Source organism: Streptomyces sp. NPDC001709, from assembly GCF_053596375.1.
Genome location: NZ_JBSFGB010000001.1, coordinates 596,698 through 608,936, shown reverse-complemented (window position 1 = coordinate 608,936; position 12,239 = coordinate 596,698). Strand labels below are relative to the sequence as shown.

Below are 12,239 nucleotides of genomic sequence, written 5' to 3'. Positions count from 1 at the left end.
AATCCACCCCGAAGGGCTTCATCGTTCGACTTGCATGTGTTAAGCACGCCGCCAGCGTTCGTCCTGAGCCAGGATCAAACTCTCCGTGAATGTTTTCCCGTAATCGGGATGAACACCACGAGAGCGGAACAGTCGGAGGAATGATCCGACCGTTCACAGCGTCCTCGCTGTGTTATTCAAAGGAACCTCGTCCCAGTCGTGATGACCGGAGACGGGGTATCAACATATCTGGCGTTGATTTTTGGCACGCTGTTGAGTTCTCAAGGAACGGTCGCTTCCTTTGTACTCACCCTCTCGGGCTTTCCTCCGGGCGCTTCCCTTCGGTCTTGCGTTTCCGACTCTATCAGATCTTTTCTCGATCCGATTTCCTCGGTGCTTTCCAGGTTCCCGCTCTCGCGTTTCCCTTTCCGGCGTTTCCGACTTTATCAGAAGTTCCTGGCCGGTCCGACCGGCCGCTCATTCTGAGTAATCGGGAGGTTGCTTCTCGGAGATGTCGTTATCGACTTCTATAGGAAGCTCGTAGAGCCTAACCCTTGCCCTCGAAGTTGTCCACTTCCAGGCAACTGTTTGAATCTACCTCCCCACGCCATCCGTGTCAACGGCTCTTGTGGGGCGAAGAGGAGACTAGCAGCTCACAGGGGTGGAACGCACATCAGGCGGCGGTGGGAACCGTGGCGCTGCGCTCGGCTGCTTCGAGATCGCCGGTCTCACCTGCGCGTACCGCTCGGCCGCCCAGGACATAGACGTACGTCAGGAATGCCAGCTCGGCGAAGACGCCGATTCCGATGCGGGTCCAGGTGGGCAGGCCGGACGGGGTGACGAAGCCTTCGATGGCGCCGGAGACGAAGAGGACCAGGGCGAGTCCGATGGCCATGCCGACCGCCGCGCGTCCCTCCTCCGCGAGCGCGGTGCGCCGGGTGCGCGGACCTGGATCTATGAGGGTCCAGCCAAGACGCAGTCCCGTACCGGCGGCGACGAAGACGGCGGTCAGTTCGAGCAGGCCGTGGGGAAGGACCAGTCCCAGGAATGTGTCGAGTCGGCCGACGGAGGACATCAGGCCGAAGCCGACGCCCAGGTTGAGCATGTTCTCGAAGAGGATCCAGAGGACAGGCAGACCCAGGAAGACGCCCAGGACCAGGCACATCGCGGCCGCCTGGGCATTGTTCGTCCACACCTGGGCGGCGAAGGCCGCCGCGGGATGGCTGGAGTAGTACGTCTCGTACTCGCCGCCTGGGCGGGTCAGCTCACGCAGCTGGCTGGGCGCCGCGATGGACGACTGTACGTCCGGGTGGGTGCCTATCCACCAGCCCAGCAGGATCGCGATGGCCGTGGAGAGCAGTGCCGTGGGTACCCACCAGTGGCGGGCGCGGTAGACCGCGGCGGGGAAGCCCTGGCTCAGGAAGCGCGTGATGTCACGCCATGAGGCGCGACGGGTGCCGGTGACGGCGCTACGCGCGCGTGCCACCAGTTGGCTGAGCCGTCCCGTCAGTTGCGGGTCCGGGGCGCTGGACTGGATGAGCGAGAGGTGGGTGGCGGTGCGCTGGTAGAGGGCGACGAGTTCGTCGGCTTCGGCGCCGTTGAGGTGGCGCCGACGGCGGAGCAGGGCGTCGAGGCGGTCCCATTCGGCTCGGTGTATGGAGACGAAGACGTCCAGGTCCATCGGCTCTGGTTGCTCCTCGGCTGGTCGTCAGCTGCTCGTCGGCCGCTCGTCGTGGATGCTCTCGATCGCGGTCAGCTTGTCGTACTGCGGCGTGATGCGCCCACAGCTTGGCAGACTTGCGCTTCCGGGGGCAGATCGAGGAAGGGCGGCGGGCGTGAGTGAGCTGGTGACGGGCGAGGCCGTGGCGCTCGAACTGCGGCCGGCGAAGCTGCCGAGCAGGGCGCTGGCCGTGTTGATCGACCTCGTGGTGGCCATGGTGGCTTACGTCGTCGTCAGCATCACGGTGGTGCTCTCCACCGCCTCGCTGGACGAGGCGGCGCAGATCGCGCTGTCGATCGCGACGTTTTTGCTGGTGCTGGTCGGCGGGCCGATCGCGGTGGAGACGCTCAGCCACGGGCGTTCGCTGGGGAAGCTGGCTTTCGGACTGCGAGTGGTGCGGGACGACGGTGGGCCGATCCGGTTCCGGCACGCGCTCGTGCGGGGCGCGATCGGTGTGGTCGAGATCCTGATGACGTTCGGTGTGATCGCCTGCATCGCCTCGCTGGTGTCGGCGCGTGGCCGGCGGCTCGGGGACGTGTTCGCGGGCACCCTGGTCGTGCGTGAGCGGGTACCGGCCGGTCGGGTCGGCTTCGTACCGCCTCCGCCTCCTTGGCTGGCGGGGCGGTTCGCCGAGCTGGACCTGTCTGCGGTGCCGGACGGGCTGTGGCTTGCGGTCCGGCAGTACCTGACCCGGATGGGGCAGCTGGATCCGCAGGTTTCGCTGGGGATGGCCCAGCGGCTGGCGGCCGACCTCGCGGCGCGGACGGGTGCTTCGGTGTCGCAGGAGCTGCCGGCGGCCGCCTTCCTGGCGGCGGTGGTGCACGAGCGGCAGTCGCGTGAGGCTCGGCAGGCGTTCGGCGCCGGTGGTTTCGCCTCGCCCGTGGCCGTGCCGGGCACAGCGGCCGCGTATCAGCCGCCCGCTTCTGCTCAGCCGCCCGTTTCTACGGCGTCCGGGTCGCAGAATGCCCCTCAGACAGGCCGGCCGCAGGAATGGGCCTGGCAGCCGCAGGCTCCGCTCGCGCCGTCGGCCGTCCCGCCGGGGGACGAGCCGCCCGCCGACCGCCCGGCCACCGGTTTCGCACCCCCGGCGTAGCACGCGGTCCGCTCAGTCCTGCTCCATCCGCTCAGTCCTGTTCCAGGGGTCTCGTCGGTCCCTCTTCGTCGGTCTCGTCGGGCGGCCTAGCCGGTCTCGGTGTTCAGGGGAACGTCGACGGCGGTGACTCGAGGTCCTCCAGCTCGATTCCGGGTGCGGCCAGGACGACGTCCCCGGCGATGTGGACGGTGTGCCGTTCGCCGGTGTCCAGGGCTGTGACCTGGTATTCGTCCACGGTCAGGGGGCCGTTGTCAGTGGCGTGTGCTTCGCTGTTCACCAGGGCCCAGGACTGGTCCACGGTGCGGGGGGCGAGCACCGGGTCGGTGAAGGCGACCAGGCGTACGCGGGTCGCGTCGGACGAGGGGGTGAGGCGTAGGAGACGGGCGGTGGCGACGAGGAACGCGGGGGACGTGCCGGTGAAGGCGTGGGCGCGCACATTGCCTTCGGTGGCATGGGTTCCGGTGGGGTCGGTGCGGACCCAGGTGACGCCGTCGAGGGCGGCACCGCGCACCTGCCATTCCCGCGCATGGAGTTCGAGGCGGATGGGGCGGCCGAGGTCGTCCAGGGCGAGGTCGACGGAGCCGAGGTGATCGCCGACGGGGCTGGTGATCCGGGAGACATAGCGCCAGCCGGACGGGCCGGGGGCGCACTGGAAGTGTTCTTCGGCGAGGGGGGTGTGATCGTGCGGATCGTAGAGCGAATAACGGCCGCGGGGCATGGGTTCCGGTGTCCTGGGCGATGACGGGGTCGGGTCTCTTCGGGGGGTCGGTCCGGCGTTCGTGAGGGCCGGACCGGCCAAAGGGGCAGGCCCCCGGCACGGGGGTGCGGGGGCCTGCCTCGGAGGACCTGCTGCCGGGGAGCGCGGCGGTGCACAGTGGCACTCCCCGGTGAGCGGGACTACGGACTCGCCGGAGTCGGCGGCTCAGTAGCGGTAGTGGTCCGGCTTGTACGGGCCGTCGACCTCGACGCCGATGTACGAGGCCTGCTCCGGGCGCAGCGTGGTGAGCTTGACGCCGAGGGCGTCCAGGTGGAGACGGGCGACCTTCTCGTCCAGGTGCTTGGGCAGCACGTAGACACCGATCGGGTACTCGTCGGGCTTGGTGAACAGCTCGATCTGGGCCAGCGTCTGGTCCGCGAAGGAGTTGGACATCACGAACGAGGGGTGGCCGGTGGCGTTGCCCAGGTTCAGCAGGCGGCCCTCGGACAGCACGATGATCTTCTTGCCGTCCGGGAAGGTCCAGGTGTGGACCTGCGGCTTGACCTCGTCCTTGACGATGCCGGGGATCTTGGCGAGGCCGGCCATGTCGATCTCGTTGTCGAAGTGACCGATGTTGCCCACGATCGCCTGGTGCTTCATCTTCGCCATGTCCGAGGCAAGGATGATGTCCTTGTTACCGGTCGTGGTGATGAAGATGTCGGCGGTCTCGACGACCTCGTCCAGCGTGGTGACCTGGTAGCCGTCCATCGCCGCCTGCAGCGCGCAGATCGGGTCGATCTCCGTGACGATCACCCGGGCACCCTGGCCGCGCAGCGACTCCGCGCAACCCTTGCCCACGTCACCGTAGCCGCAGACCACGGCGGTCTTGCCGCCGATCAGCACGTCGGTGGCGCGGTTGATGCCGTCGACCAGGGAGTGACGGCAGCCGTACTTGTTGTCGAACTTCGACTTGGTGACGGCGTCGTTGACGTTGATCGCCGGGAAGAGGAGGACGCCGTCGCGCTGCATCTCGTACAGGCGGTGGACACCCGTCGTGGTCTCTTCGGTGACGCCGCGGATCTCGGAGGACAGCTGGGTCCACTTCTGGGGGTTCTCGCCCAGGGTGCGGTGCAGCAGCTGGAGGATGACGCGGTGCTCGTCGGACTCGGCGGTGTCCAGGGCGGGGACCTCGCCGGCCTTCTCGTACTCGACGCCCTTGTGGACGAGGAGGGTGGCGTCACCACCGTCGTCCAGGATCATGTTCGGGCCGCCGGTGGGGCTGTCCGGCCAGGTCAGCGCCTGCTCCGTGCACCACCAGTACTCCTCCAGCGTCTCGCCCTTCCAGGCGAAGACCGGGATGCCCTGCGGGTTGTCGGGCGTGCCGTTCGGGCCGACGGCGATCGCGGCGGCGGCGTGGTCCTGGGTGGAGAAGATGTTGCAGGACGCCCAGCGGACCCGGGCGCCCAGGGCGACCAGGGTCTCGATCAGCACGGCCGTCTGCACCGTCATGTGCAGGGAACCGGTGACACGCGCGCCGGCCAGCGGCTGGGCCTCGGCGTACTCCTTGCGGATCGCCATCAGGCCCGGCATCTCGTGCTCGGCGAGGGTGATCTCCTTGCGGCCGAACTCGGCCAGGGAGAGGTCGGCGACCTTGAAGTCCTGTCGGTTGTCGACAGTCGTCATTGCGAGCTGCTCCTCGGGGTTGGGTCGAGGTGGGTACGGCTGGTCTGCGCGGCGGCGGACACAGGGGTGCCCGAAAGAGGACACAGGCATGCCCACGTACGCGCAGCGCAGTCCGTCGGAGGCCCTCTCTCCCTCGGTCGGCCCGTACTGGGACCGCCCGACCGCCATCAGCAGCGACGTCTGGCTCCGTCCCAAGCTACACCGGACGGCCCGGTCGGCCCCAGTCCGCCTGCGCACGGTTCGAGCCACCCGAGGGGCCGTTTCGAGGTGCGGTAGGGCGACGGCCTCAGTGGCCGGCGGTGTGGGGGGTCGGGCCGCCCGGGGTGGCCTCCGGGTCCGGGCCCTTGGCGGCCTCGGCCTCGCTGTAGATGTCCGGTTCGAGGTAGATGACGCGGGCGATCGGGACGGCGGCGCGGATGCGGGCCTCGGCGGCGTTGATGGCGTTCGCGACCTCGGTGGCCGTGTCGTCGTGCTGGACGGCGATCTTGGCGGCGACGAGGAGTTCCTCGGGGCCGAGGTGCAGGGTGCGCATGTGGATGACGCCGGTGACGGTGTCGCCGTCGACCGTCGCCTCCTCGATCTTCTTGATCACGTCCAGGCCGGCCGCCTCGCCGAGCAGCAGCGACTTGGTCTCGGCGGCCAGGACGAGGGCGATGCAGACGAGCAGGACTCCGATGCAGACCGTGCCGATGCCGTCCCAGACGCCGTCGCCGGTGAGCACGGCCAGGCCGACGCCGAGAAGGGCGAGGACGAGGCCGATGAGCGCGCCGAAGTCCTCGAGGAGGACGACGGGCAGCTCGGGGGCCTTGGCGCGGCGGATGAACTGCGCCCAGGACAGTCTGCCGCGCAGTTCGTTGGATTCCTTGATGGCCGTACGGAAGGAGAAGCCCTCGGCGATGACCGCGAAGACCAGGACGCCGACCGGCCAGTACCAGTGCTCCAGTTCGTGCGGGTGGCTGATCTTCTCGTAGCCCTCGTAGATGGCGAACATGCCGCCGATGGAGAACAGGACGATCGAGACCAGGAAGGCGTAGATGAAGCGCTCGCGGCCGTAGCCGAAGGGGTGCTGCGGGGTCGCCTCGCGCTGGGCCTTCTTGCCGCCGATGAGCAGCAGGAACTGGTTGCCGGAATCGGCGAGCGAGTGGACACCCTCGGCGAGCATCGAGGAAGAGCCGCTGAACGCGAACGCCACGAACTTCGACGCCGCGATCGCGAGGTTGGCACCGAGTGCCGCCACGATCGCCTTCGTACCGCCTGACGCGCTCATGTGTACGCGTGTCCCTTCGCCTCTGTCGCCTCGTATGTCCCGCCGTCCGGACGGGTTCTCGTACGTCCGTGCCGTCCAGGCGTGAGCCCGGCTTTGCCCGGCCTTTGCCGGTGGGCCATTCTTGCAGCCCGGCCGGGCCCCGGCGCGTCAGGTATCCACAACCCCGGTCATACGATCACAGTGGCGCGGAAGAGTGTGCCCGTGCCCGAGATCTCCGCCGTCTCCCCGGCCGGGACGAAGACCGACTGACCGGGGCTCAGCTCGTGCTCGCCCGCACGGACCGTACCGGCCGTGCAGAGCAGGATCTGCGGGGTGTCGCGGGTGAGATCGCGGGCGGTGCCGCCCTCGGGGAGGACGTACCGGGAGAGGCGGAACTCGTCGATCGGCGTCTCGTAGATCTCCTCGCCGGCCGGGGAGGCCTCGGGGCGCAGTACGCCCGGGTCACCCGCCTCGAAGCGGACGATGCGCAGGAGTTCGGGGACGTCGATGTGCTTGGGGGTCAGGCCGCAGCGCAGGACGTTGTCGGAGTTGGCCATGATCTCGACGCCGAGGCCGTTCAGGTACGCGTGCGGGATGCCGGCGCCGAGGAACAGGGCCTCGCCGGGCTGCAGGCGAACGTGGTTGAGCAGCATGGCCGCGATGACGCCGGGGTCGCCCGGGTAGTGCTGGGCGAGGTCGGCGTAGGGGGCGTAGTCGCCGCCGAGGCGGGCGCAGGCGGCAGCGGCCTCGGCGACCGTGTGCGCCATCTCCTCCGGGTCGGCGGTGAGGATCGCGGTGAGCACCTCGCGCAGGGCCGCTTCCTCGGGGTGGGCGTGCAGCAGGTCGACATACGGCTTGAGGGAGGCGACGCCGAGCCCGTCGAGCGCGTCGGCGGCCCGGACCGGGTCACGGAAGCCGCACAGGCCGTCGAACTCGGTGAGCGCGCAGATCAGTTCGGGCTTGTGGTTGGCGTCCTTGTAGTTGCGGTGCGCGGCGTCATCCGGGATGCCGCGGCGCTCCTCGTCCTCGTAACCCTCCTTGGCCTGCTCCAGGTCGGGGTGCACCTGGAGGGAGAGGGGCGCGCCGGCGGCGAGGATCTTCAGCAGGAACGGCAGCCGCGGACCGAACTTCGCGACCGCCTTGGCGCCCAGCTCGCGCTCCGGGTCGGCGTCGACGACGTCGACGAGCGTCCCGCGCGCGGTGCGCGAGGGTGCGCCCGGGTGCGCGCCCATCCACATCTCCGCCTGCGGTTCCCCGGTCGGCTCGGCGCCGAGCAGGTGCGGGATGGCGGTGGGGGAACCCCAGGCGTAGGGGCGGATGGTGTTGTCGAGGCGGTCCATGTGTCTTCTCTGTCTCCGTATGTACGGCTCCTCAGCCGGCGTCGGCGGTGGTGCCGGTTGCCGAGCTGTGGTGGGCGCGGATCGTCCGGCCCGGAGCAAACATCAGGCCCTTGAAGCGAGCGCCAGGTAAACAGCGGCGAAATCCGTGACGGCGATCAGTTCCGCGAGACTTTCCAAGTCGCCGCCCTGCTCCGGTTCGAGCTCGCTGATCGGCGTGTCGTGGCTGAGGGCCAGGTCACGGGCGGCGGGGGCGGCGGTGAGGCCGCTGATCGGGCGGTCGCGCAGCAGCACCACGCGCGCGTGCAGCGCGGCCGGCTCCTCGACGCGGTCGCGGAAGAAGTCGTCGGGGTCCGCGCTGGCGGCCAGCGGGCCGGCCAGCAGGGCGTGGTGGGCGGCGAGCGCCTCGGGGAGTTCGGCGACGAGCGCGGGGCGGCCGGCGAGTTCGGCGAGGGCCGCGGCGAAACGGCGCCCGGCGGGGCCCGCCGAGGACCCTTCCGTCCACACCACGGGGAGGGCGTCGGCGAGTTCGGCGGCCAGGGTCTTGGCCGGGTTGCTGTAGGTCGCGATGGCGGGGCCGCAGCGCTCTGCGATGTGGTCCAGGCGGTCGGCGACCTTTTCCAGGCCGTCCGGCGGGACGGTGAGCAGTCCGACGCGGTCCAGCAGCGCCAGCAGCGGAGTCAGCAGCGCCCAGAAGACGCCGGAGGAGGACGCGGCGAGCGGTTCCCCCTGGTCGTACGGCGCCGTCGCCATCGGTACGAACAGCCCGTGAGCGCCGGCCACCGCCTCCGCGAGCGGGGTGTGGGGCGGGGCCACGGCGACCAGCGAGCAGCCGCGGCGGTAGGCCTGGTCGGCGAGGAGGGAGAGGCTGGGTTCGGTGCCGTCCGGGGTGGCGATCAGGAGCAGGTCGACCGAGCCGGTCCAGCCCGGGAGTTCCCAGCGCAGGGCGCCCGCGGCCGGGGCGACGCCGGTGGGGGCCAGGCGGACCACGGGGCTGCCGACGCCGACCAGGGTGCCGAGGAGGTCGGCGGTGTGGGTGGCGGCGGCGCCGGGGCCGGCGATGAGGACGGCGCGGGGGCGGCCGTCGGGCTTGAGGTCGCCGATGCCGGCCTCGGTGGCGTGCCGGGCGGCGGTGCGGACGCGGGCGCCGGCCTCGGCGGCGCCGCGCAGCAGGCCTCGGCGGTCGGCCTCGGCGAGGCCCTCCGGGGTGTCGAGCAGCGATTCGTCCAGCATGGGCGGGTGCCTCCGATCGCCGGGGGTCCTGTGCGGGATGGGTGCTGTGCGGGGGTGAGCGCCTTGCGGTTGCGCCGGCTGCGGGGTCCGTCGTCAGGGCGGCGTACGTCGGCGGCGGGAGCGTTACGCCGGGCGGCGGGCCTCGTCCACGAGGAGGACCGGGATGTCGTCGCGGACGGGGTAGGCGAGGCCGCAGTCCTGGCCCGTGCAGATCAGCTCGGTGTCCTGTTCCTTGAGGGGGGCGTGGCAGGCCGGGCAGGCGAGGATCTCCAGGAGGCCGGCTTCGAGCGGCATGAGGTGTCCCTTCGGGGGCGGTTTTGTGACTGTGGATGTGCCTGGTCAGCGTACCGCTGGTGGACCGGCTGAGCCGGGCTGTCGGCACCGTCCAGGGGGCCCCGCCCCCTGGACGGCCGGGCTGTGCCCATCCGCCACCCCAGCCCGTCGGTCAGGCCCTGATGATCGCCAGGGCCTCATCCCTGATCTTGGTCATGGTGGCCTCGTCCTTCGCCTCCGCGTTCAGGCGGAGGAGGGGCTCGGTGTTGGAGGGGCGGACGTTGAACCACCAGTCGGCGGCGGCGACCGTGAGGCCGTCGAGGTCGTCCAGGGTGACGTCGGCGCGGCCCTCGTACGCGGAGCGGATCGCGGCGAGGCGGGCGGACTGGTCGGCGACGGTGGAGTTGATCTCGCCGGAGCCGGTGTAGCGGTCGTACTGGGCTACGAGGGAGGAGAGCGGGGCGTCCTGGCCACCGAGGGCCGCGAGGACGTGCAGGGCGGCCAGCATGCCCGTGTCCGCGTTCCAGAAGTCCTTGAAGTAGTAGTGGGCGGAGTGCTCGCCGCCGAAGATCGCGCCGGTGCGGGCCATCTCCGCCTTGATGAAGGAGTGGCCGACGCGGGTACGGACCGGGGTCCCGCCCTTCTCCTTCACGACCTCCGGGACCGTACGCGAGGTGATCAGGTTGTGGATGATCGTGCCCTCTCCGCCGTTGCGGGCGAGTTCACGCGCGGCGACCAGGGCGGTGATCGCGGACGGGGAGACCGGGTCGCCGTGCTCGTCCACGACGAAGCAGCGGTCGGCGTCGCCGTCGAAGGCGATGCCGAGGTCGGCGCCCTCCGCGGGGACGCGCTTTTGCAGGTCCACGAGGTTGGCCGGGTCGAGCGGGTTGGCCTCGTGGTTGGGGAAGGTGCCGTCCAGTTCGAAGTACATCGGGACGAGGGTCAGGGGCAGGCCGGCGAAGACGGACGGGACCGTGTGACCGCCCATGCCGTTGCCGGCGTCGACCACGACCTTCAGGGGGCGGATGGAGGTCAGGTCGACGAGCGAGCGGAGGTACGCCGCGTAATCGTCCAACGTCTCACGGGTGGTCAGGGTTCCCGGCCGGGCGACCGGTTCGGGGGCGCCCGACTCCAGCCACCGCTCGGCCAGTTCGCGGATCTGCGCGAGGCCGGTGTCCTGGCCGACCGGGGCGGCGCCCGCGCGGCACAGCTTGATGCCGTTGTACTGGGCCGGGTTGTGGGAGGCGGTGAACATGGCGCCGGGCAGGTTCAGCGCGCCCGAGGCGTAGTACAGCTGGTCCGTGGAACACAGGCCGATCTCGGTGACGTCGACGCCGCGGTCCGCCGCGCCGCGCGCGAAGGCGCGGGAGAGGGAGGGCGACGAGGGGCGCATGTCGTGGCCGACGACGATCGCCGCCGCGCCTGTCACCTCCGCGAAGGCGGCGCCGAAGAGCCCGGCCAGTGACTCGTCCCACTGGTCCGGAACCACTCCACGTACGTCGTACGCCTTCACGATCTGCGACAGATCAGCAGTCACGGCCAACCCTCCTGAAAGTCCTATGGGTGCCCACAAACTACCCGTCGGGGGTAAGGGAGTGGTGTGCGGGACACCGGGTGGAGCCGGGTGGAGGCCGACTGGACGCCCAGTCGCGACCGGATGAGTCGGGGGCGGGGGTGGTGTGCGCCGGCTTGACGACCGGCGTCGTGGGCTCAGTTGTCCGGGGAGCGCAGGACGCGCAGGTGGCCGCGGCGGGCGACCTCCATGGGGTCCGCCGTACGGGCTCCGCCGCCGCCCGCCTCGGCCGCGCGCTCCTGGGGGCGGGCCGCCTCACGTACGGCGTTGGCAAGGGCTTCCAGATCGTCTCCGCTGGGCCGCGCGGGAGCGGAGCCGTCGAGAAGACGGACGACCTCCCAGCCGCGGGGGGCGGTGAGGCGCTCGGAGTGCTCGGCGCACAGGTCGTAGCAGTGCGGCTCGGCATAGGTGGCGAGCGGGCCGAGGACCGCGGTCGAGTCGGCGTAGACGTACGTCAGCGTCGCGACGGCGGGTCGGCCGCAGGCAGTTCGCGAACAGCGACGTACAGGGCTCACGACGTTGGACGGTACCGCACTCTTGAGCGGGCCGCGACGACTCCCCACCACGTCACTCCACCGTGTCGTGCTGTGAAACGCCCCACACACCCCTTCGGGGAGGCCCCGTTGACCTGCGTGGACGGGTTCTCGGCGGGTTTTGGGCGCGGCTCGATACGGTCATGAGTCGGCACAAATACCGTCAATTGCCTTGAGTTCGGCGGTCTTGGAGGGTTATGGAAACGAGCCAGACGTTGGCTGGAATGGTCAGTCTGCGACATTGAGCGAAGACGATCGGTCGTAATCGGGCAGGGCCGATCGGCGGTGGGCTGATCGGCGGTGTCCTGGCCGGCCGCGGGAACGTGGCTGGTCAGTGCGGGGCGGGGGGTGGGGTGAGGGATCGGCCGCCGTGTGGAGCCGGGCGGGCGGAGCGTGCGGGGACTACGCTTCCCCAGTGATGGACAACCGTGTACCGCCCCGTGCCGCCGGCCCCGGGCCCCGTCGACGTGATCGTCATGGGCGGGGCATGCGGGGGCCGATCGCGCCGCCGCAGGTGCCGCTGGCGGCCAGCCGTGCCGATGTGTTCGCGGACCTGGTGCAGGACTCCGTGGAGCGGCTGGAGCGGCGGTGGCCGCAGCTGGCCGACATCGATTTCCTCGTGTTGGAGGTACCCCGGCTGGAGGGGCGGGGTGAGCAGGCGTGGAGTGACGAGGCCGTGCCGTTGGGCGGGGTCGTGCCCGCGCGGGAGGGGCGGCGGGCGCGGGTGGTGGTGTATCGGCGGCCGGTGGAGATCCGTACCAAGGGGCGGGATGAGCGGGCCGCGTTGGTGCATGAGGTGGTCGTGGAGCAGGTGGCTGAGCTGCTGGGGTTGACTCCGGAGACTGTGGATCCGCGGTACGGCGAGGATTAGG

Annotated in this window: 11 protein-coding genes and 1 rRNA gene; 2 read left to right on the top strand and 10 right to left on the bottom strand. The window is 70.3% G+C overall.

The window, feature by feature from the left end:
• Both ACWC0C_RS02950 and ACWC0C_RS02945 read right to left on the bottom strand, forming a co-directional pair.
• A 16S ribosomal RNA gene (locus ACWC0C_RS02950) occupies positions 1 to 90 on the bottom strand; the annotation flags it as partial.
• Positions 91 to 652: 562 nt separating this feature from the next.
• Complete coding sequence (locus ACWC0C_RS02945) at positions 653 to 1,660, bottom strand: stage II sporulation protein M (protein ID WP_450861109.1); 1,008 nt, start codon at positions 1,658 to 1,660, stop codon at positions 653 to 655.
• A 154-nt stretch (positions 1,661 to 1,814) separates the two neighbouring features.
• On the opposite strand from ACWC0C_RS02945, the gene ACWC0C_RS02940 reads away from it, so the two are divergent.
• Positions 1,815 to 2,792 (top strand): RDD family protein, encoded by a 978-nt coding sequence (locus ACWC0C_RS02940; RefSeq protein WP_450861107.1) that lies wholly within the window; start codon positions 1,815 to 1,817, stop codon positions 2,790 to 2,792.
• A gap of 103 nt (positions 2,793 to 2,895) precedes the next feature.
• Here the strand turns inward: ACWC0C_RS02940 and ACWC0C_RS02935 are convergent, their stop codons facing one another.
• From ACWC0C_RS02935 to ACWC0C_RS02900, 8 genes are all read right to left on the bottom strand, one after another.
• On the bottom strand, positions 2,896 to 3,510 hold the full coding sequence (locus tag ACWC0C_RS02935; protein WP_450861105.1) for a hypothetical protein: 615 nt from the start codon (positions 3,508 to 3,510) through the stop codon (positions 2,896 to 2,898).
• 204 nt (positions 3,511 to 3,714) lie between these two features.
• Complete coding sequence (ahcY, locus tag ACWC0C_RS02930; RefSeq protein WP_450861104.1) at positions 3,715 to 5,172, bottom strand: adenosylhomocysteinase; 1,458 nt, start codon at positions 5,170 to 5,172, stop codon at positions 3,715 to 3,717.
• 286 nt (positions 5,173 to 5,458) lie between these two features.
• Positions 5,459 to 6,439, bottom strand: coding sequence for a cation diffusion facilitator family transporter (locus ACWC0C_RS02925; protein WP_449197494.1), 981 nt, complete (start codon positions 6,437 to 6,439; stop codon positions 5,459 to 5,461).
• 167 nt (positions 6,440 to 6,606) lie between these two features.
• A complete protein-coding gene (gene manA / locus ACWC0C_RS02920; RefSeq protein ID WP_450861102.1) occupies positions 6,607 to 7,758 on the bottom strand; it encodes a mannose-6-phosphate isomerase, class I in 1,152 nt (383 codons plus the stop codon).
• Positions 7,759 to 7,860: 102 nt separating this feature from the next.
• Entirely contained in the window at positions 7,861 to 8,988 is a 1,128-nt protein-coding gene (locus tag ACWC0C_RS02915; RefSeq protein ID WP_450861100.1) for an SIS domain-containing protein, read from the bottom strand.
• Positions 8,989 to 9,111: 123 nt separating this feature from the next.
• Positions 9,112 to 9,282 (bottom strand): Trm112 family protein, encoded by a 171-nt coding sequence (locus ACWC0C_RS02910; protein WP_133046004.1) that lies wholly within the window; start codon positions 9,280 to 9,282, stop codon positions 9,112 to 9,114.
• Positions 9,283 to 9,433: 151 nt separating this feature from the next.
• Positions 9,434 to 10,798, bottom strand: coding sequence for a phosphomannomutase/phosphoglucomutase (locus ACWC0C_RS02905; RefSeq protein ID WP_450861097.1), 1,365 nt, complete (start codon positions 10,796 to 10,798; stop codon positions 9,434 to 9,436).
• Positions 10,799 to 10,971: 173 nt separating this feature from the next.
• Positions 10,972 to 11,397 carry a DUF3499 domain-containing protein gene (locus tag ACWC0C_RS02900; protein WP_449197490.1) on the bottom strand — a complete coding sequence of 142 codons (426 nt, stop codon included), beginning with the start codon at positions 11,395 to 11,397 and terminating at the stop codon, positions 10,972 to 10,974.
• 457 nt (positions 11,398 to 11,854) lie between these two features.
• Here ACWC0C_RS02900 and ACWC0C_RS02895 point away from each other — a divergent pair, with 457 nt between their 5' ends.
• On the top strand, positions 11,855 to 12,238 hold the full coding sequence (locus ACWC0C_RS02895; protein ID WP_449197489.1) for a metallopeptidase family protein: 384 nt from the start codon (positions 11,855 to 11,857) through the stop codon (positions 12,236 to 12,238).
• Position 12,239: the final 1 nt, after the last annotated feature.